The organism is Afipia sp. MLSD5-FHT05B12, assembly GCF_058793355.1.
Genome location: NZ_JBXAFS010000020.1, coordinates 47,896 through 66,742, shown reverse-complemented (window position 1 = coordinate 66,742; position 18,847 = coordinate 47,896). Strand labels below are relative to the sequence as shown.

The window sequence follows — 18,847 nt, the reverse complement described above, 5'->3', positions numbered from 1 at the left end:
GTGATGTTGCGATCTTGGCAGACAAGCGGGCAATCACAACCCTCCGATGCCGGCCAAGACAACGCGACGCTGATTGTGCAGTGCAGTCGGCGATCTCGCCGCCGCGCGTACCCACCAATCGTCTTATGCGGTTTGAAAATACTGGCGTTCGCGCGATTTCACAGTTTTACTGGCGCGATCAAGAAAGCCGGCAAACGGCATCCATCAGGGAGAGTGACAATGAACACCAAGGCAAAGCTGCTTGGACTCGCGGTCGGATTTTGCGCGGTCGCGGGCACCGCTTCCGCAACCGAAATGAAAATGATGACCGGCCCGCAGGGAGGTTCATGGATCCCGCTCGGAGGCCAGCTCAAGGACATGTGGGAAAAGGCCATTCCCGGCCTGAATGTCCAGGCGCTGCCGGGCGCCGGGATTGCCAACGTGCGCGGTGTCGACGAAGGCAAGGCCGACGTCGGTTTCGGTAACTCGATCTCGACGGTCGATGGACTGGCGGGCCGCGCCCCGTTCCCCAAAGCCACAACCAACGTCTGCAACCTGGCAACACTTTATCCGCAGTATTACCAGCTCGTGGTCAACGCCGATTCTGGCGTTTCCAAGATCGCCGATCTCAAGGGCAAGGCGGTGACCACCCAGCAGCGCGGTAACACCGGCGAACTTATCACCAGGCAACTGCTCGAGGTCAACGGCATCACCTACAGCGACGTGAAGGTCAGCTTCGTCGGCTACACCGACTCGGTGAATCAGATGAAAGACGGCAACGCCATGGCTTTCGGCCTCGGCACCCAGATTCCGGCTGGCTCCATCATGGATCTCGCCGCTGCGCGCGACATCAAGATGGTCGATCAGTCGGACAGCTACGAGAAGATGAAGAAGCTCAATCCGGGCTATACCCTGATGACTATTCCAAAGGGCACCTATCCGAAGCAGGAAGGCGACGTGAAGGTGATCGGCTATGCAACGCATCTGGTGGCGTCGTGCAAGCTCCCGGCCGATGAAGTTTACACCATGGTCAAGACGCTCGCCGCGAACACCGCGACGCTGGCGACCGTCGCCAAGGACATTGCCAAGCTGACGCCCGCCGGTATGGCGACCGACATCGGTATTCCGTTCCATCCGGGGGCAGCCAGGTTCTACAAGGAAGCCGGCATCACCGTGAAGACGAACTGACCGGACTGCCGCCGGCGGCCCGAGGCTGCCGGCGGTTCGCGGCCAAGCAATTCCGGACAGGGCGGATAGAATCATGAAGCTGGATTTCAGTTACAGCGGCGTCGTACGCATGGTCACGACACTCATCTCCGTGGCGATGGTGATCTTCCACGTGTGGGCGATCATCGCCGGTGCGCCGGAGGCGATCATCTTTCGCGGCACGCATCTGCTGTTCGCGATGACGCTGCTGTTTCTGATCTACCGCAGTTCCGGAAATACCGACGGCAGGCCGAGCGTGCTGGATCTCCTTCTGCTCGCGCTGGCTATCGCGCCAATCCTCTATCTCTTCATTAACTACGACTACGTCATCAACCGTATATTTTATGTCGACGACCTGACCACCGCCGATATGGTCATGGGCACCGTCATGACCGTGATGGTGCTGGAGGCGTCGCGTCGCGTCATCGGCCTCGCATTGCCGATCACCGCGGTGGTGTTCATTGTCTACGGACTGTTCATCGCCAAGCTCGATCCGATGCGGCTGCTCGACCAGCTCTACATGACCACCGAAGGAATCTTCGGCATCCCGCTTTCAGTGTCCGCGTCCTATGTGCTGATCTTTGTGCTGTTCGGCAGCTTCATGGAGCGCACCGGCACCGGCCAGTTGTTCATGGATTTCGCCATGAGCCTGACCGGCCATTCCGCCGGCGGACCAGGCAAGGTGTCGTGCGTCAGTTCGGCGCTGTTCGGCACGATCTCCGGCAGCGCTGTCGCCAACGTCATGGTCGACGGTCCGATCACGATTCCGCTGATGAAGCGTTCGGGCTTTCCGCCGCACTTCGCCGCCGGGGTGGAAGCCGTCGCTTCCACGGGAGGCCAGATCATGCCGCCGATCATGGGTGCGGCCGCGTTCGTGATGGCCGAGTTTCTCGGGGTCTCCTACGGGCAGGTGGTGCTGTGGGCGATCATCCCGGCGATTCTCTATTATGTTGCGTGCTTCTCGGCGGTGCATTTCGAAGCCAAGCGGCGCGGGCTGGTCGGCGTGCCGCGCAGCGAATTGCCGAAGCTCGGCGATGTCATGCGCGAACGCGGGCATCTGTTCCTGCCGGTCCTGACCATTCTCTTTTTCATGTATTCGGGCTTCAGTTCGCCGCTGGCCGCACTCGCCGGCACGGCGGCCTGTTTCCCGGTCGCGGCGCTGCGCAAGTCGACGCGTCAATATGTGACGTTCGAAAATCTGATCGGCGCATGTGTCGACGGCGCGCGTAACGCGCTGCCGGTGGCGCTGGCGTGCGCCGCGGCGGGTGTCGTGATCGCGGTGGTGACGCTATCGGGTCTCGGGATCGTATTCACCCAGTTCGTCGTGAGCCTGTCGCAAAACTATCTGATGCTGGCGCTGGTGTTCACGATGATCGCCGGCATCGTGCTTGGCATGGGCATGCCGACCACGCCGGCCTACATCATCATGACGGCGCTGCTGGTGCCGGCCATTGTCAAGTTCGGCATCGCGGTCCCTGCCGCACATATGTTCGCGTTCTACTTCGCGGTGCTGTCAGCGATCACCCCGCCCGTGGCGCTGGCGGTGTTTGCCGCAGCCGGTATCGCGCGATCGGAACTGTGGGCTACCGGCCTTGCGGCCGTGCGCATCGCGGCGACGAGTTTCATCGTGCCGTTCATGTTCGTCTATGAGCCTGCGCTTTTGATGATCGGCGACTGGCCGACGATCATCTGGAGCAGCATCACCGCGGGTACCGGCGTGCTCTTGTTCGCGGCCGGGTTGCACGGCTATTTCGTGACGCATTCGCGGCACTGGCAAAGCGTGGCGCTGGTCGTCGGTGGTCTGTTGCTGATCGAACCCGGCATCGTCAGCGACAGCATCGGAGCGGCGCTTGCGGTGCTGGTCTTCGCGACCCAGCGTTATACACGCAGTCATGCGCTGGTGCCGGCGGCCGAGCTGCCGGTCCCGAAGGCGCCGGACTGAACTTGCGGCGCCGCGCGGTCGTCAAGCAGGAACGATGGTCTTGCCGATCGGCCACAACGCGATGGCGCCAAGCTTCAAGTGCGCCCAGGCGAATGGAATCCCGATGATCGTGATGGCGAGCAGGAGCGCCGTGAAGAGATGGCCAAGCGCCAGCCACCATCCGGCCAGGATGAGCCAGATCAGATTGCCGATGAATCCGAAAATGCCGGTGCCGAAGTCGCGCTCGCCGATATAGATCTCGCGCGAGACGGCTTTCTGGCCAAACGGAAACAGCGTATAAAGGGCGATATTCCATGCGCCGCGCGCCCATGGAATTCCGATGATGGTAATGGCCATGATGACGGCGGCGACGGCCCAGCCGAGCGCCATCCAGAAGCCACCGAGCACGACCCACAAAATATTGAGCATCAGAGAGACGGGGGACATCGGAACTCACTCAATGAACGTCACTTCCAGTCTAGCACTTTCCGTCGTCGCCGTCGCGAAAACTGACATCGCGTTTGTGGTAGCCAATCTCGATGCAACGCCCGTATAAAGCCGGATATCAGGGGACATCGATGCAAAAATCCGAATTCCGGGCGCTACTTGCCGCAGCCGCTTTTGCGGTCATCGCCTTTGCCGCGGCGCCTGCCAAGGCCGACGCGCCGTTCTGCTCGGAAAACTACAGCCGCGCGGGTCAGGGCCGGGTCTGCGCCTATTACACCTATGAACAGTGCCGGGCGGCCACCAGCGGCGTCGGCGGCTCGTGCAGCGCGAACGCATGGTATCAGCCTTATGAACCCGCCCCGCGCCGGCATCGCCGGCACAGATATCGTTACTGATCCGGCAATCCGCGCGGTTTGTTGCCATGTTTCCTCGGCGCGGTCTGTCCGCGCCGATATTTGTTTGCGCCAGACGTTGAACCCGGATTGCTGAGCGTCCGTATTTTTGGAACGCTGGCCTGACAAGGTCGCGCCTGAAACAATGGCAAAGCAACGGTCATGAACGTGTCGCAAGAGCAGAGTGCAACGGATACCGTCGGCAGTGATGATTATTACAGCGCCATGCCGGTGTTCCGCGGATTCGCGAACCTGATGGACCCGTCCCTGTACCGGCCGGTGCCGGGCGGATGGCTGATCGGCGTCGCCGACATCGTGCAGTCCACCAAGGCCATCGCGGACAATCGCTACAAGGCGGTGAACATGGCCGGCGCGGCGGTGATCGCGTCGGTGACCAATGCGCTTGAGAACAGGGATTTTCCGTTTGCCTTCGGGGGCGATGGCGCGAGCTTCGCGGTCTCGCCGAGGGACGCCGACCGGGCGAGGGAAGCGCTGGCGGCGACCGCGACCTGGGTGAAGGAGGATCTCGATCTGTCGCTGCGTGTCGCGCTGGTGCCGATCGAGGCCATTCGCGCGCAGGGGCTCGATGTGCGGATAGCGCGCTACGCGGCGTCGCCGCATGTGTCCTACGCGATGTTTTCCGGCGGCGGATTGGCGTGGGCGGAAGCCGCGATGAAGCGCGGCAAGTTCACCATACCGATGGCGCCGTCCGGCGCGCATCCCGACCTCACGGGATTGTCGTGCCGTTTTTCGGAGATGCCGGCGGAGCGCGGCGTCATCCTGTCGATGCTGATCGTGCCGGGCATGTCGTCGGATAGCGCCGGGTTTCGCCGCCTGATCGAAGATGTGGTGACGCTGGTCGAGCGAAGTCCCGGTGCGGGGCGGCCTGTACCGTCATCCGGTCCGCGCATGCGCTGGCCGACACCGGGAGCCGATTACGAGGCGCTGGCGCTGCGCGGCAGGCCGCTGTTCGTCCGGCGACTCAGTGTTCATGCCTGGACGCTGTTCGCCTATCTGCTGTTTCGCCTCAACATTTCAGCCGGCGGCTTCGTGCCGCAGATTTACATGCAGCAGGTCGTCGAAAATTCGGATTTCCGGAAATACGACGATGGCCTGCGCATGGTACTCGATTGCAGGCCTGAACTGGCCGATGCGCTGGAAAGCCGTCTTGCCGCCGCCGCCGCTGTCGGCACCGCGCGTTACGGTCTGCACCGTCAGGATGCGGCAATGATGACGTGCTTCACCTTGTCGGCATCGCGTCCGGACCATTTTCATTTCGTGGATGGTGCGCGGGGCGGTTATGCCTCGGCCGCCATCGCGCTGAAAGCCACACTGAACTAAATCAGGTTGTCGTTCGCATCTCCGGACATTGAAAACCGATGCGGAAAGCGGCACCATCGCCGGACTTTCGCGGCATTTCATATCGGTGAGCGTGTTTTGAGGGCGATCGATTTCAGGGATATTCGTTGTGGCCGGATGCTTCGCAGTGTCGTGCTCGGCCTGCTCGTCATTCTTGGCATTGTTCCTGGCACCTTCGTTCCTGGCACCTTCGATCTCGCCCGCGCCAGCGACGACGAAGACGACGAGCCGTCCAAGGCAGGCTCAAAGCCGCCGAACATCTATCTGGATTACAGCACGCAATATACCAGCGTGCCGCCCAATACGCTCGCCATCGGGTTCAGGAACTTCGTCTCTCCGATGCTGGCAGCGGGCCAGGTCGTGACGCTGAACGCGCCGCTGACGGTGGACATCACCGAGCGTTTCTCGCTGTATGGCGGCGTCAGCGCCAGCACATCGCGAAGCGATCTCACGTCATGGTCATCGATGACGCTCGACAGCTGGAACATCGGTTTCAATGCCGACGTCATTCAGCAGGACAGCAAGACGGTGACCGTTATTTCGACTCTCACGCGGTCGATCACCAGCGCGCCGGGGCTGGCCGCGACATCGAACCAGACGGTGGTCGAACTCGATTATGGATTCGATGAAGATCAAACCCAGGGTCTGCTGTTCGGAACGCGATTGACCGCTGTCTGGGTGGATTCGGGGCTTGCCAGGGTCGAGCCGGCATTTGCCGGATACATCGGCGGCTACTATCAGTGGCCGAACAACTGGAAGGTGTCCGCGCGGATGGGCGTCCAGACCTTCGGTGGCGCCCAGATTGGCACTGGCATCATCAGGGCCAAAGCGTTTACCCAGCCGTTGCTCAGGTTCGATCTCGAACGGATGGATGACAATGACAACCGGCTGTTTGGGGCCTCAGTCGAGGTCGCCTGGACACCCGAGCCGGTGGTCCAACTGACATTGCGGACACCGCTTTACGCGGTTCGGAACTGAGTTTCGGTTATTCTGGGCCAGGCCGGCCACCAGCAGGTGGAACTTTCCCCGACCGGCGGCGTTTTGCCCCGTTGGTACGGGGTTATTTTGAATGGCCTTTGAAAATACCGCCTTCCAGACATCGAGCCGGTTCGATGATTCCCTGACCCAGGACGGACGTTACCGGCTTCTGGTCGAAGCGGTCACCGATTATGCCATCTACATGCTCGACCCGGACGGGCGGGTGACGAGCTGGAATCCCGGCGCGCAGCGCTTCAAGGGCTACACACCTTCCGAGATTATCGGTCGTTATTTCTCGGAGTTTTATATTGAGGCCGACCGCAAAGCCGGGCTCCCCGCGCGTGCGCTCGAAATCTCTGCCCGGGAAGGCAAGTTCGCAAGCGAAGGCTGGCGTATCCGCAAGGATGGCAGCCGTTTCTGGGCTCACGTGGTGATCGATCCGATCCGTTCGCCCGACGGGCGCCTCGTCGGCTTTGCCACGATCACGCACGACCTCACGGAGCGTAAGGCCGCCGAAGATCGTCTGAGGCAAAAGGAAGAACAGTTCCGGCTGCTGGTGCAGAGTCTGACCGAGTACGCGCTCTATATGCTCGACGCGGAGGGATACGTGAGCAGTTGGAATCAGGGTGCGGAACACATCAAGCAATATTGCGCCGACGAAATCATCGGCCAGCATTTCTCGAAGTTTTATACCGAGGGCGACCGGCAGAAAGGCGAGCCGCAGAATGCGCTCGCCACCGCGCGGCGCGAGGGGCGCTTCGAGAAGGAAGGCTGGCGTGTGCGCAAGGACGGTACCCAGTTCTGGGCCAACGTCGTCATCGATCCGATCCGCGATGAGGCCGGTGCCATCATCGGTTTCGCCAAGGTGACGCGCGATATCACCGAGCGCAGGGAGACACAGAAAGCTCTCGAGCAGGCGCGCGAGGCGCTGGCCCATTCGCAGAAAATGGATGCCATCGGGCAATTGACCGGCGGCATCGCGCACGATTTCAACAACCTGCTGATGGTCATTCTCGGCAGCCTTGAGCTTGCCGGCAAGCGGCTGCCGGACGATGGGCGGGTCACGACGCTGATTGCCAATGCCGCGCAAGCCGCGCAGCGCGGCGCGGCGTTGACCCAGCGTATGCTGGCTTTTGCGCGGCGTCAGGATCTCGATCTCAAGCCGGTTGATGTCCCGGTGCTCGTGCGCGGCATGACCGATCTGTTGCAGAGTTCGCTGGGGCCGTCGGTGCAGATCGAGACGCACTTTCCGCCCAGGCTCGATCTCGTTCACGCCGACGCCAATCAGCTTGAAATGGCGTTGCTGAATCTTGCGGTGAATGCGCGCGATGCGATGCCTGACGGCGGCCGTATCGTCATTACGGCGCACGAGGAAGTCGTCAGGGCTCGCTCGCGAAGCAGGTTGAAAGCAGGACGTTATGTTTGTCTCTCGGTGAAGGACACCGGCGAGGGAATGGACAGCGCGACATTGAGGCGCGCCATGGAACCGTTCTTCACCACGAAAGGTGTGGGCCGCGGCACGGGCCTCGGATTGTCGATGGTCCACGGCATGACCGAACAGTCCGGCGGGCGCTTTTTCCTGAAGAGCCAGAAAGGTGAGGGCACGACAGCGGAAATCTGGCTTCCCGCCACGAAAGCGACCCGGCCCGCGCAGGGCGGGCGCTTTATTCAGGACGGCATGACCGGCACCCGCCCGCTTGTGGTACTCGCCGTCGACGACGACGGTCTCGTGCTGATGAACACCGCGGTGATGTTGCAGGACATGGGACACACGGTGCTCGAGGCGACGTCAGGCAGCCAGGCGCTGGAGATTCTGCGGCGCGAGCCGTCGGTCGATCTCGTCATCACCGACCATGCCATGCCGCGAATGACGGGCGCCCAACTCGCCGCCGCGATCAAGGCCGAACGGCCGGGCCTTCCGGTCATTCTTGCGACCGGCTATGCGGAGCTGCCGCCGGGCGTGGACGCCGACCTGCCGAAGCTTGGCAAGCCGTTTCGCCAGCAGGAGTTGATGCACGCTGTCACCGCGGCGATCGCGAACTAGCCTTTGTCACAAAAGCAATCTGTGAGTTTGTGCGCCGGGTGCCGGGCAGACGCGATGCTGCGCTCGCACCGGCCGGGCTGGGGCCTGTCAACTTGACGCCCCCGGCTGCGCGCCTAAGCTGCCGTTGCTCAAGTGCCAGTGGATTTATGTCTTGATCCTTGTCAGGAGAAAATCATGTCAGTTGCACGCGTGACCGAGCTCATTGCCGCTTCCCCGAAAAGTTTTGAAGACGCCATTCAGAATGGCGTCAAACGTGCCGTCAAGACATTGAAGAATGTCGAAGGCGTCTGGGTCGCCAACCAGAAATGCGTCATCAAGAATGGCAAGATCGCGGAATACCGCGTCAACCTGAAGGTGACATTCATTCTCAAGGACTGATGCGCTCAAGGACTGGAGCGTCCTCACATCACATCTTGCCGCTGTGGCAATCCCGCTCTCGACACATCGATGCGGGCAAGACTATCTTTGTCTCATGAGCGGACACGAACACGACGACCATCATCACGGCCACGGGGGCCATCACCATCATCATGGCGATGACCATTCGGAATTGTCGGAGACGGAATTGCGCGTGCGCGCGCTGGAGACGATCCTGACCGAGAAGGGGTATGTCGATCCCGCCGCGCTCGATCTTTTGATCGAAACCTACGAGACCAAGGTCGGGCCGCGCAACGGCGCACGCGTGATCGCAAGAGCGTGGTCCGATCCGGCTTACCGTGCGCGCCTGCTGCGCGACGCGACGCCAGCGATCGCCGAACTCGGTTATGCCGGCCGGCAGGGCGAGCATATCGTCGCGGTCGAGAACACCGAGCGGCGGCACAACATGGTCGTCTGCACCCTGTGCTCCTGCTATCCGTGGTCGGTGCTCGGGCTGCCGCCGGTCTGGTACAAGGCCGCGCCGTATCGGTCGCGCGCGGTGATCGATCCGCGCGGCGTGTTGCGCGATTTCGGATTCGAGCTTCCGGCCGACACGGAAATCCGCGTCTGGGATTCCACCGCCGAGATCCGTTATCTGGTGGTGCCGCGGCGTCCTGCCGGGACTGAAGGCTGGAGCGAGGAGCGACTCGCCGGACTGGTCACGCGCGACAGCATGATCGGAACCGGCTTTCCCAAATCGCCGGAGCAGGCCGCATCATGAACGGCGCGCATGATATGGGCGGCGTCGACGGCTTCGGCCCGGTGATGCCGGAGCCGAACGAGCCCGTCTTTCATGCCGAATGGGAGCGGCGGGCGCTCGCGCTGACGCTGGCAATGGCGCGGCCCGGCGGCTGGAACATCGATATGTCCCGCTTCGCTCGCGAGAACCGCTCGCCCGCGGACTATCTCGGCAAGAGCTATTACCAGATCTGGCTGGCGGGTCTGGAACGGCTGATGCAGGAGCGCGGTCTGGTGATGCCGGATGAGATCGACGCCGGCCACGTGTTGCACCCGCCGAAGGCGGGCGTGCCCATTCTGGCGCCCGGCGATGTCGAGGGTATGCTGCGCCGGGGCGCGCCGACGGAGCGCGAAGCAACCTCAAAACCGCTGTTCGCGATCGGTGATCGGGTGCGTGCGAAGAATATTCATCCGGCGGGTCATATCCGGCTGCCGCGTTATGTGCGCGGCCATGTCGGCGTGGTGGAATTGCTCCATGGCGCGCATGTCTTTGCGGACAGCAACGCGCGTGGTGACGGCGAGAATCCGCAGCAACTTTACACCGTGTGCTTCACCGGGCGCGAATTATGGGGCGATCGTGGCGATGCTGCGAGCTCTGTCTCGGTGGATGCCTGGGAGTCGTATCTGGAGAGCGCCGAATGACGATCGACCGGCGGGCAGCGATGCAGGCGGCAGCCAGCGTGCCGGGAATTCCGCGCGACCACGACGGCCCGGTGTTTCGCGAGCCATGGGAGGCCCGCGCCTTTGCGATGGCGCTCGCTCTGCATGCGCGGGGCCTGTTCACCTGGCCGGAATGGGCGGATGCACTGGCGAAGCAGATCAAGCACGCGCAGGCGGAGGGCGACGCCGATACCGGCGAAACATACTACCGGCACTGGCTCGCGACTCTCGAGCAACTGGTGACGGCGAAGAACGTAGCGCCCGCGAGCGAGTTGCATCGCTATCGCGATGCCTGGGATCATGCCGCCGACCGCACGCCGCATGGTCAGCCGATCGAACTGACGCAAGGTGATTTCAAGGACGCGTAAGACCAGTCATTGCGCCTGGGTCTGGTTCGTCAGAAGCGGAAAGGTTCTCGTCGGGGCAGCATGATTTCGCATCCCCTTCGCCGCCACGCTGCGCCTGAACAGGCGGACATGGCAACGAGCCGTAAGAGCAAAACACGCAGCAGTCTCCGGCCTTCGGCTTCAGCCGCGTGCCGCAACCCCTGCAGTCGTAGAAAAACCGGCAAGCGTCGGTGGGCATCGTTTCCAGCGCGCGATGACCGCAGTCCGGACATGTGATGGCTGCCTCAAGCTGCATGGATTCATCCTACATGCTTCGGCACAACCCGTTTGTCATAAGACTCACACATAACCGTGACCCGCGGACAGCCGATACGCATCGGCTTGGGCGGCCTGCCCTGGTCAGCCCAGCCCGCCATTGAGGAACGGATTGGTTGTGCGCTCGTGGCCGAAGTTCGAGCCGGGGCCATGGCCGCAGATGAAGCCGACATCATCGCCGAGCGGCAGCAGCTTGTCGTTGATAGAGTGGATCAGGGCTGCGTGATCGCCGCCGGGCAGATCTGTGCGCCCGACCGAGCCGTTGAACAGCACGTCGCCGACGATCGCAAAGCGCATATCCTTGTTGAAGAACGCGACGCTGCCCGGCGAGTGGCCGGGGCAATGGTAGACGTCGAATATGAGGTCGCCGATCTTGAGCTGATCGCCTTCGTTCAGCCAGCGGTCCGGTGCGAAGTTGCGCACGCCGGTCATGCCGAAATTGGCGCCGCTCGTGACGACGTTGTCGAGCAGATATTTGTCAGCGGCATGTGGCCCCACGATCGGGACGTTCAATGCATCGCGCAGTTCCGCCGCGCCGCCGACGTGATCGATATGGCCATGGGTGATCCAGATTTCGTCGACCGTGATGCCGGCCTGTTTGATCCCCGCGAGGATGTCCGGAACGTCCCCGCCGGGATCGATTACGACCCCATGCATGGTCGCGGCGTTCCACAGCAGCGTGCAATTCTGCTGAAACGGGGAAACCGGCACGATCAGGGCGCCCGCTTTGGCGGCTTGCTTCGATTCATCTGTCATGCGGCCACAATGCTGATTTTTTGCGCCGCGCCAAGCGGATTCCGACAATGTTCCCGAGAACAGGGGCTGCACGCCGCGGCGGATTTCGCTCCGCGGTCAGGCCACCCGGAGGCTGGGTTGGCCGCCGATGGCAGGGCCTGCAATCTCGAACGGTTCGGGCCGGCCGACGCCGTAGCCTTGAGCATAATCGACACCGATCTCGCGCAACGCCTGCACGGTCGCGTCGTTCTCAACGAACTCGGCAATCGTCTGTTTGCCCATGACCTTGCCGATGCGGCAGATCATCTCGACCATGGCGCGGTCGATCGGATCGTCGAGCATGTCCTTGACGAACCCGCCATCGATCTTGAGGTAATTCACCGGAAGATTCTTCAGATAGCCGAACGACGACATGCCGCTGCCGAAATCGTCGAGCGAGAACCGGCAGCCCAGCCGTTGCAACACTTTGATGAAGCGGGCGGCATTGTCGAGATTGCCGATCGCGCTGGTCTCGGTGATCTCGAAGCAGATCATCTCTGGCGGAATGTTGTGAAGCTCGAGTTGTTCACGAACATAGTCGATAAAGCCCTCGTCGCTGAAGGTCGCACCGGACAGGTTGATCGCGCAGGTGGCGATGGTCGCCGAGGCCGCGCGGCCAAGCCGCGTCGCGATGGTCTCGAAAGCATGACGCACCACCCAGCGGTCGATCAGCGGCATCAGGCCGTAACGTTCGGCGGCGGGAATGAAATCGCCGGGCGGCACGAGATTGCCGTCCTTGTCGCGCAGCCGCAGCAGAAGCTCGATATGCGCGCCGGTCTGGCTCGGACCCTGCAATGAGACGATGCGTTGCGCGTACAGGCAGAAACGGTGTTCTTCCAGGGCATCGTGAATCCGTTGCACCCAAGCCATTTCGCCGAACCGGTGCAGCAGTTCGCTGTCGCTCGGATTGTGGATCTGGATGCGGTTGCGTCCCTTCTCCTTGGCGAGATAGCAGGCGAGGTCAGCCGTGCGCAGGGTCTCGTCCTTGGTTGCACCGCCGCGGATCTGGACCAGGCCGATGCTTGTGGTGATCGTGAACGGACGTCCGTTCCAGACGAAGTTGAGGTCGTGAACCGCCTGCCGCAACCGTTCGGCAACGATCGCAGCACGCTCAAGGCCGCCGTTTTCGAGCAGAATCGCGAATTCATCGCCTCCGAGCCGCGCCAGCAGGTCGTCCACGCGCAGATGCTGTTGCAGTGAATCCGAGACTTCGCAGAGCAGCTTGTCGCCGGCGGCGTGGCCGCAGGTGTCGTTGATGATCTTGAACTGGTCGAGGTCGAGGAACATCAGCGCGTGCGGGCCGTCCTGATCGCGGTCCATCCGCTGCAGCGCCTTCTCCAGCCGGTGTTCGAATTCGCGGCGGTTGGCCAGCTTGGTGAGGCTGTCGTGCGACGCCTGCCATGACAGGCGGGCGATGTATTTCTTTTCGCTGGTCATGTCGTGCAGCACCAGCACGGCCCCCGCGACGGCTCCACCCTTGTAGACCGGCGTGCCGACCATGGAGATCGCTACTGACGTAGAGTCGGGCCGTTGCAGCCGTTGAGGACGGGTGTTGGCGGCGAGATCGCATCCATCCAGAATCTGCTTGATCTGACCCTCGCGCGCCTGACCGCTTTCTTCATCGAGAATCCGGAACAGCGATGTCAGCGGCTGACCCCTGGCTGCCGAAGCCCGGCAGGCGATCAGCTTTTCTGCGGCCGGATTCATGTAATCCACGCGGCCTTGTGCGTCGGTGCTGATCACGGCATCGCCGATTGACGTCAGTGTAATCTGTGCGCGCTCTTTCTCGGCCTGCAGCGCATGCACGAATCTGCGGCGCTGCGCCAGGAAGTAGCGGGTCAGCATCATCAGCAATAATCCCAGCAAACCGGCAGTGAACAGGTTGGCGATCGCGAGCACGAACTTGACCTGCCGCGAGCCGTTGCCGAGGCTTTCGGCAAACGCCGTCGCTTCCGGCGCGAAGCGCGCGTTGAATTCACTGATCTGGCTGCGCAGCTCTTCGATCTGCTTGCGCGAAACCGGGCCGTCAATATTTCCGATACGAACCGTCTGGGCGAGATTTGCAAGTTCATCGAGCATCGGATCGGTGTTGATCCAGTGGATGATGGCTTTCTTGAAAGACGGCAACTGGCGGAAATAGCGATGGAGCCAAATCAGCCCGTCGATGTCGTCGGGATGGATGCCGCCTTGCATAAAGCCGGCGCGAGCTGCCGCGATGTCTGGCTTTTTCAACTCGAGCGCGCGTCGCGCGTCGCGATCACCGAGCGGCACCGCGACTGCGCGCCGGAATTGCTCATAAAGCCGTTCTTCGCCGGTTTCGCCGTAGAGATAAAGATAATGGATGGCGTCCTTCTGTCCTTTTGACCACAGGCTTTCGCCGCCGACATAGGCGCGAACTGACGAGAGGATAGTGAGGCTTAGTCCGGCAAGAAAGGCTTGCAGCAAGACAATGGCAATGAAGGGCGAGACCAGCCGCAGCAAGCGCATATTCACGGACACTAGATTAAGCTTCATCGGACGCGTGCGCCCCCTGCCTGCTGTTCGACGCGAATTCTCTGCTTCCAAGTCCTGGTACCGGCGCAGCCTGGTTGCCGTTGAGGCCGGCCATGGTGCGCAGTCCAACACTGACGGCATCTGATTAAAGGCGCGCCAACGTTGCGCCCCCCGATTGCACAACTGGAGAGTTGCGTGAATCGCGGGTAAACAATCAGATAAGGTTTGCAGGTAATTTTCTGCGGGCAGGGAGGAACCTAATCGGAACAGGCCTTTCCGGACCCCGAATGGCCGGCCCCGGTCCTGGACCGGCCATTCGGGGCGGCTTTACGCCGGATCTTCGCTCCGCACGGAGCGGCTTAATTACCGCCTGGTCTGGGCTTTCAGCGTGTCTTCGACCACACGATCGAATGATGAGGCTTTGGCGGGCGCGGCGCTGCGTTTCTTCTCGGCCACGAACGCATCGCGCTTTTGCACCAGGGTTGCGAGCTTTTCGTTGAGCTCCTTTCGCTTCCGGGTCTGCCGCTCGAGCTCGGCCTTGCGCTCTCCGGGGGAAAGCTTGCGCAAATCGTCGGGAAGCTCGTCGTCCTTGACGCTGCCGAGTGTGGCGCGTCCGGAAGCAACAGCGCTGACCAGATCGCCGTCGCCGGTGACAGCCTCAGAGGATATCCTGGAGCGCTTGTTCAGATAGCTCGCCATGTCGGATGCCTGCACTGGCGCCGCCGCCGCGACCTGCGACAACTGCCGGGTTTTTTCCTCGACGCGTTTCTGCTGCTTTTGCGGCCCGTAGGGAATCACGGTGCCGTTGATGTCCCGTTGCAGGATGATGATGTCGTCGTCAAAAGGTGTTTCGATCACCACGACCTCGCCGCCATCCTGCGGGATCGGAATGAAGCGGCCGTCGCCGAGCTGTGCGATATCCTGCCAGACCCGCTCGGTGTCGCGGGCGCCTCCGGCCAGCACGGCGTTGACCACGATGTCGCGCTGTTTGGCGGCCGCGAGCGTCTTCGGATATTTGGTGTCCTGCGCGTAGTCCATGTGCGGCGGTGCGTCGCCGACGAGAAACACGATGCGTTTCGCATCGCTGCCTTTGGTCCATTGCAGCTTGTTGACCGCCACATCGAGCGCTTCGTTGACGCTCTCGGGCCAGTCGCCGCCGCCGCGCGCTTTCAGTTCAAGCAGGTTGGCATAGATGTCCTGAATGTCGGTGGTGAGATCGAACGTCCTGGTGACGTATTCGTCGCCGATGTCGCGATAAGCGACGAGGCCGATCCGGATGTCGGCGTCGGGATTGGTGTCGACGACGCTCGTTGCGATCGACCAGATTTTTTGCTTGGCGCCTTCAAGCAGACCGCCCATCGAGCCCGTTGTATCAAGAACGAACGCGACCTCGACAGTGGGCTTGGCCATGGCCTGCGAGAATGCCGACGTGATCGGCAACAAGAGAGCGGCAAGTGCGAATGCAGTGCCGCCGAATTTGAATCTGTCGGTGATGCGTGAGTCCATTTTCCCCCTCCAAGGGCTGAAATCATGTTCCGCTCCCAGCGGAACCGATGGTTCCCATGCTTCGCGACGGCTCGGGGTCCGAATTGTGTCAGGGCAGGTACGCTTTTGAGGCTGAGGGGGATTTGCTTTTCTGCTACGCTTGCCGGAATGATGCATTCACCGTTTCGCCATATCGAGCCGAGTTTGCCGCCGGATCGCCGCCAGTCCGACACCGCGCTGGCGATTGCGCGTGGCACCTCCAGGCTTTTGAAATCGCTGGGATTTTCCTGCGTCAGCGAATTGACCCTGCCGTCAGGCCGCCGCGCCGATCTGGTCGCGATGAACGCGCGCGGTGACATCTGGATTGTCGAGATAAAATCGTCGGTCGAGGATCTGCGCGCCGATCAAAAATGGCAGGACTACCGCGTGCATTGCGATCGGCTGTTCTTTGCATTCACCCAGGACATGCCGTGCGAACTGTTTCCGGCGGACACGGGCCTCATCGTCGCCGACGCTTACGGCGCGCATCTGCACTGCGACGCGCCTGAACACCGGTTGCCGGCGGCGACGCGTAAATCGATGATCGTGAGTTTTGGATTGCTGGCGGCGCAGCGCATCAGCCGGCTTGTCGATCCGCAGGGACATGCGAACGAGAGCTAGAGATTTGCCTGTGTGAATGGGGTCGTGGCGACGTTCGCCACCGGGATCAAGGCATCCTCGAACATTGCAAACGCAATCTCCGCACCGCGCACGACGCCTGCCGGATCGGCCAGCGCCTCGGGATGATTTTCCAGCAGCGTGAGAAAGCTCGGCCAGAACCGCTTGCCGAAACCGTGACGAAGATAGGCCGTCGCATTCATCATATCGGAGTCCGGATTCTCGGCAAGACGCGCAAGCATGACCCGTTCGCTCATCCGTGACGCTTCAAGGACGTAGACCGCGCCCAGCATTTCCGCGGCGGATTTGAAATCGGGTGTGGGCAGCGGCTTGCTGACGATGCCCAATGTCGCGAGATCGCGTTCCAGCGCAGGCGTGCGGACGCGCAGCGTCCAATCGGGAATGAGATTTTCAATTCCGCCGGCTTCCAGAGCGGCTTCGATGGGAAATAGCGCCTCGGCCTGGCTTCGCAGAAAGGCCTCGTAATAAAGGGGGATCGCGATATCAAGTCTGGACAGCGCGACGTCGAGACGGCTGTGTGACGTCCGTGTCGCCTCGCGGATCATGTCCCAGATTGCGGCGCCCATGACGGTTTCGCCTCCCGAGCAGATAACGCAGCCTCGCTCATAAAGGTTCCACGCCGGACCAGCCGCTTAGCGCGGCGCGCGCTTGGCCAGGATACGCTGCAATGTCCGGCGATGCATGTTCAGGCGGCGCGCCGTCTCCGAAACATTGCGATTGCACATTTCATAGATGCGCTGGATGTGTTCCCAACGGACGCGGTCGGCGGACATGGGGTTCTGCGGAAGCTGCGACTTGTCGTTGCCGCTCGCAAGCAGCGCGGCAACCACGTCGTCGGCATCGGCCGGCTTCGAGAGATAGTCAACCGCACCCATCTTCACCGCTGTGACTGCGGTCGCGATATTGCCGTAGCCGGTGAGCACGATGGCGCGCGCATCAGGCCGCTGCCGTTTCAGCGCCGACACCACGTCGAGACCGTTGCCATCGCCGAGCCGCAGATCGACCACCGCAAAAGCCGGAGGTGTCTGGTCGATGTGATGGAGGCCGTCGGACACATTGTCGCAGGTACTCACAGCAAACCCGCGAGTCTCCATCGCCCGCGCCAGCCGCTCCAGGAATGCCTTGTCATCCTCCACAATCAGCAAGGAACGGTCGGCAATCTCGGTCAAATCGGCAGTTGCGGTCACGGTTTGGCGCCTCCTGATATTCCTTCTACAGATATGGCCTCTTAATCGGGCAATGCCAAGGCCGGTAACTTTTCCCGCCTCGACGCGGCAGTTGCGCAAGGCGTCAAGACAGTGCCCCTGACGGAACTTCCTCGGTTTCGAAACTGCTGCGTGGCCAGACAATCGTGACAATCGCGCCATGATCGGGGAAGGTCCGGTTGGTGAAAGACACGCGTGCGCCGGTGCGCTCCAGCAAGGTGCGGGCGATGAAAACGCCAAGGCCGAGCCCGCCACCGGGCGCGTCGCCAGTGCGCCGCCGCGTCAGGTAGGGTTCGCCGATCCGCTTGAGAATGTCCGGCGCAATGCCGGGCCCATCGTCGGAAATGACGATTTCGACGGTACTCGCATTCCACCAGGCATTCACCTCAACGCGCTCGCGTGCGAAATCGACAGCGTTCTCCAGAATATTGCCGACACCGTAGAGAATCGCAGGATTGCGCATGCCGACAGGCTCGTCCTGTGCCAGCGCGATACGCACCTTGATGGCGATGCCGAAGTCGCGATGCGGAGCGACCGTTTCTTCGATCAGCGTTGACAGCGGCATCCGGTCGAATGGTGCGCCCTGCGACGACAGTTGCGTGATCTTTGCGAGAATCTCGCGGCAGCGCTGCGCCTGTTCGCGCAGCGTCTTCAGATCGCCGCGGGCATGATCGTCGAGACCGTTGGTCTGAATGGCCTGCTCCAGTTCGCGTGAGATCAGGAAGATGGTGGAGAGCGGTGTTCCCAGTTCATGTGCGGCGGCTGCGGCGAGGCCGTCGATTTGCGTCAGGTGCTGTTCCCGCGTCAGCACAAGTTCGGTGGCGGCCAGCGCGTCGGAGAGCTTGCGGGCTTCCTCCGTGACCTGGAACGCGTAAAGGCTGGTGACGCCGATCGCCAGCACGATCGAAATCCAGACCGCGATCATGTAAGTGCGCGGCAGCACAAGCGGCTCTTCGCCATTCCACGGCAGCGGCAGGTGGAAAAACCCGAGGGCCGTGGCACAGGCGGCCGCGAAGATGCCAAGCGCGAGCGTGATCCGCGTCGGCAGAGCGGTTGCCGAGATCAGAACCGGCGCAAGGAAAAGAAATGAAAACGGATTCTGTAGACCGCCGGTCAGGAACAACAGGGCGGCAAGCTCCGCGATGTTCATGGCAAGAAGGGCCGCGGCGTAACGGGGGGCGAGGCGGTGGACCGGGTTGAACCTGATCTGCAGCACCAGATTGAGAAGCGACGACAGCCCGATGATGACCACGCAGGGGATCACCAGGACTTCGAAGTCGAGCCCCTCCGAGACGATGAAAATCGTCGCCAGCTGTCCGAGTGCGGCCAGCCAGCGCAGCCGAAGGATGGTGTCGAGGCGCACATAACGGCGCGGGTGGCGGAAATCGGAGGTCGCGATATCGCTCATG

18 protein-coding genes and 1 pseudogene are annotated in these 18,847 nt (G+C 61.9%); 11 read left to right on the top strand and 8 right to left on the bottom strand.

The genetic code is table 11. From position 1 onward, the window contains the following. The first annotated feature begins 219 nt into the window (after positions 1–219). Both AC1Q6J_RS19875 and AC1Q6J_RS19870 read left to right on the top strand, forming a co-directional pair. Complete coding sequence (locus tag AC1Q6J_RS19875) at positions 220–1,167, top strand: TAXI family TRAP transporter solute-binding subunit (RefSeq protein WP_492280905.1); 948 nt, start codon at positions 220–222, stop codon at positions 1,165–1,167. 73 nt (positions 1,168–1,240) lie between these two features. Beyond that, a complete protein-coding gene (locus tag AC1Q6J_RS19870) occupies positions 1,241–3,127 on the top strand; it encodes a TRAP transporter permease (protein ID WP_492280904.1) in 1,887 nt (628 codons plus the stop codon). Between the two features lie 21 nt (positions 3,128–3,148). Here the strand turns inward: AC1Q6J_RS19870 and AC1Q6J_RS19865 are convergent, their stop codons facing one another. Then, entirely contained in the window at positions 3,149–3,553 is a 405-nt protein-coding gene (locus AC1Q6J_RS19865; RefSeq protein WP_492280903.1) for a YccF domain-containing protein, read from the bottom strand. Between the two features lie 131 nt (positions 3,554–3,684). On the opposite strand from AC1Q6J_RS19865, the gene AC1Q6J_RS19860 reads away from it, so the two are divergent. The 8 genes from AC1Q6J_RS19860 (at position 3,685) to AC1Q6J_RS19825 (ending at position 10,509) form a co-directional block, all read left to right on the top strand. Next, complete coding sequence (locus AC1Q6J_RS19860) at positions 3,685–3,948, top strand: DUF3551 domain-containing protein (RefSeq protein ID WP_492280902.1); 264 nt, start codon at positions 3,685–3,687, stop codon at positions 3,946–3,948. A gap of 159 nt (positions 3,949–4,107) precedes the next feature. Further along, complete coding sequence (locus AC1Q6J_RS19855; protein WP_492280901.1) at positions 4,108–5,286, top strand: DUF3095 domain-containing protein; 1,179 nt, start codon at positions 4,108–4,110, stop codon at positions 5,284–5,286. 135 nt (positions 5,287–5,421) lie between these two features. Further along, the gene (locus AC1Q6J_RS19850) at positions 5,422–6,282 is read left to right on the top strand and encodes a hypothetical protein (RefSeq protein WP_492280900.1); all 861 of its coding nucleotides are present in this window, start codon (positions 5,422–5,424) and stop codon (positions 6,280–6,282) included. 91 nt (positions 6,283–6,373) lie between these two features. Further along, positions 6,374–8,326: a hybrid sensor histidine kinase/response regulator gene (locus AC1Q6J_RS19845; protein WP_492280899.1), complete on the top strand. Its 1,953-nt coding sequence runs from the start codon at positions 6,374–6,376 to the stop codon at positions 8,324–8,326. Positions 8,327–8,500: 174 nt separating this feature from the next. Further along, positions 8,501–8,704 (top strand): dodecin family protein, encoded by a 204-nt coding sequence (locus AC1Q6J_RS19840; RefSeq protein ID WP_024574122.1) that lies wholly within the window; start codon positions 8,501–8,503, stop codon positions 8,702–8,704. 94 nt (positions 8,705–8,798) lie between these two features. Further along, the gene (gene nthA, locus AC1Q6J_RS19835; RefSeq protein ID WP_492280898.1) at positions 8,799–9,464 is read left to right on the top strand and encodes a nitrile hydratase subunit alpha; all 666 of its coding nucleotides are present in this window, start codon (positions 8,799–8,801) and stop codon (positions 9,462–9,464) included. Beyond that, positions 9,461–10,123 carry a nitrile hydratase subunit beta gene (gene nthB / locus AC1Q6J_RS19830; RefSeq protein WP_492280897.1) on the top strand — a complete coding sequence of 221 codons (663 nt, stop codon included), beginning with the start codon at positions 9,461–9,463 and terminating at the stop codon, positions 10,121–10,123. Before nthA ends, nthB begins: the two co-directional genes overlap by 4 nt. Next, entirely contained in the window at positions 10,120–10,509 is a 390-nt protein-coding gene (locus AC1Q6J_RS19825) for a nitrile hydratase accessory protein (protein ID WP_492280896.1), read from the top strand. Before nthB ends, AC1Q6J_RS19825 begins: the two co-directional genes overlap by 4 nt. Before the next feature lie 55 nt (positions 10,510–10,564). Here AC1Q6J_RS19825 and AC1Q6J_RS19820 read toward each other — a convergent pair. From AC1Q6J_RS19820 to AC1Q6J_RS19805, 4 genes and pseudogenes are all read right to left on the bottom strand, one after another. Beyond that, positions 10,565–10,783, bottom strand: a pseudogene (locus AC1Q6J_RS19820) (GDCCVxC domain-containing (seleno)protein); the annotation flags it as partial. Positions 10,784–10,887: 104 nt separating this feature from the next. Further along, a complete protein-coding gene (locus tag AC1Q6J_RS19815; RefSeq protein WP_492280895.1) occupies positions 10,888–11,559 on the bottom strand; it encodes an MBL fold metallo-hydrolase in 672 nt (223 codons plus the stop codon). 96 nt (positions 11,560–11,655) lie between these two features. Then, positions 11,656–14,091 carry an EAL domain-containing protein gene (locus tag AC1Q6J_RS19810; protein WP_492280894.1) on the bottom strand — a complete coding sequence of 812 codons (2,436 nt, stop codon included), beginning with the start codon at positions 14,089–14,091 and terminating at the stop codon, positions 11,656–11,658. Between the two features lie 342 nt (positions 14,092–14,433). Beyond that, positions 14,434–15,576, bottom strand: a complete 1,143-nt coding sequence (locus AC1Q6J_RS19805; RefSeq protein ID WP_492280893.1) for a vWA domain-containing protein — start codon at positions 15,574–15,576, stop codon at positions 14,434–14,436. Between the two features lie 150 nt (positions 15,577–15,726). Between AC1Q6J_RS19805 and AC1Q6J_RS19800 the strand changes: the two genes are divergently transcribed. After that, on the top strand, positions 15,727–16,215 hold the full coding sequence (locus AC1Q6J_RS19800) for an MmcB family DNA repair protein (protein ID WP_492280922.1): 489 nt from the start codon (positions 15,727–15,729) through the stop codon (positions 16,213–16,215). On the opposite strand, the gene AC1Q6J_RS19795 is transcribed toward AC1Q6J_RS19800, so the two are convergent. The 3 genes from AC1Q6J_RS19795 to AC1Q6J_RS19785 all read right to left on the bottom strand — a co-directional run bounded on the left by AC1Q6J_RS19795 (position 16,212) and on the right by AC1Q6J_RS19785 (position 18,846). Next, complete coding sequence (locus tag AC1Q6J_RS19795) at positions 16,212–16,799, bottom strand: biliverdin-producing heme oxygenase (RefSeq protein ID WP_492280892.1); 588 nt, start codon at positions 16,797–16,799, stop codon at positions 16,212–16,214. The genes AC1Q6J_RS19800 and AC1Q6J_RS19795 overlap by 4 nt on opposite strands. Positions 16,800–16,865: 66 nt before the next feature. After that, on the bottom strand, positions 16,866–17,420 hold the full coding sequence (locus tag AC1Q6J_RS19790; protein ID WP_006022489.1) for an ActR/PrrA/RegA family redox response regulator transcription factor: 555 nt from the start codon (positions 17,418–17,420) through the stop codon (positions 16,866–16,868). A 103-nt stretch (positions 17,421–17,523) separates the two neighbouring features. After that, positions 17,524–18,846, bottom strand: coding sequence for an ActS/PrrB/RegB family redox-sensitive histidine kinase (locus AC1Q6J_RS19785; protein WP_492280891.1), 1,323 nt, complete (start codon positions 18,844–18,846; stop codon positions 17,524–17,526). Between the last annotated feature and the right edge of the window lies 1 nt (position 18,847).

Excerpts from the sequence above, each read along its gene's own strand:
- AC1Q6J_RS19875 (WP_492280905.1), top strand. The coding sequence starts at position 220 with ATGAACACCAAGGCAAAGCTGCTTGGACTCGCGGTCGGATTTTGCGCG.
- AC1Q6J_RS19870 (WP_492280904.1), top strand. The coding sequence starts at position 1,241 with ATGAAGCTGGATTTCAGTTACAGCGGCGTCGTACGCATGGTCACGACA.
- AC1Q6J_RS19865 (WP_492280903.1), bottom strand. The coding sequence starts at position 3,553 with ATGTCCCCCGTCTCTCTGATGCTCAATATTTTGTGGGTCGTGCTCGGT.
- AC1Q6J_RS19860 (WP_492280902.1), top strand. The coding sequence starts at position 3,685 with ATGCAAAAATCCGAATTCCGGGCGCTACTTGCCGCAGCCGCTTTTGCG.
- AC1Q6J_RS19855 (WP_492280901.1), top strand. The coding sequence starts at position 4,108 with ATGAACGTGTCGCAAGAGCAGAGTGCAACGGATACCGTCGGCAGTGAT.
- AC1Q6J_RS19850 (WP_492280900.1), top strand. The coding sequence starts at position 5,422 with ATGCTTCGCAGTGTCGTGCTCGGCCTGCTCGTCATTCTTGGCATTGTT.
- AC1Q6J_RS19845 (WP_492280899.1), top strand. The coding sequence starts at position 6,374 with ATGGCCTTTGAAAATACCGCCTTCCAGACATCGAGCCGGTTCGATGAT.
- AC1Q6J_RS19840 (WP_024574122.1), top strand. The coding sequence starts at position 8,501 with ATGTCAGTTGCACGCGTGACCGAGCTCATTGCCGCTTCCCCGAAAAGT.
- nthA (WP_492280898.1), top strand. The coding sequence starts at position 8,799 with ATGAGCGGACACGAACACGACGACCATCATCACGGCCACGGGGGCCAT.
- nthB (WP_492280897.1), top strand. The coding sequence starts at position 9,461 with ATGAACGGCGCGCATGATATGGGCGGCGTCGACGGCTTCGGCCCGGTG.
- AC1Q6J_RS19825 (WP_492280896.1), top strand. The coding sequence starts at position 10,120 with ATGACGATCGACCGGCGGGCAGCGATGCAGGCGGCAGCCAGCGTGCCG.
- AC1Q6J_RS19815 (WP_492280895.1), bottom strand. The coding sequence starts at position 11,559 with ATGACAGATGAATCGAAGCAAGCCGCCAAAGCGGGCGCCCTGATCGTG.
- AC1Q6J_RS19810 (WP_492280894.1), bottom strand. The coding sequence starts at position 14,091 with ATGAAGCTTAATCTAGTGTCCGTGAATATGCGCTTGCTGCGGCTGGTC.
- AC1Q6J_RS19805 (WP_492280893.1), bottom strand. The coding sequence starts at position 15,576 with ATGGACTCACGCATCACCGACAGATTCAAATTCGGCGGCACTGCATTC.
- AC1Q6J_RS19800 (WP_492280922.1), top strand. The coding sequence starts at position 15,727 with ATGCATTCACCGTTTCGCCATATCGAGCCGAGTTTGCCGCCGGATCGC.
- AC1Q6J_RS19795 (WP_492280892.1), bottom strand. The coding sequence starts at position 16,799 with ATGGGCGCCGCAATCTGGGACATGATCCGCGAGGCGACACGGACGTCA.
- AC1Q6J_RS19785 (WP_492280891.1), bottom strand. The coding sequence starts at position 18,846 with ATGAGCGATATCGCGACCTCCGATTTCCGCCACCCGCGCCGTTATGTG.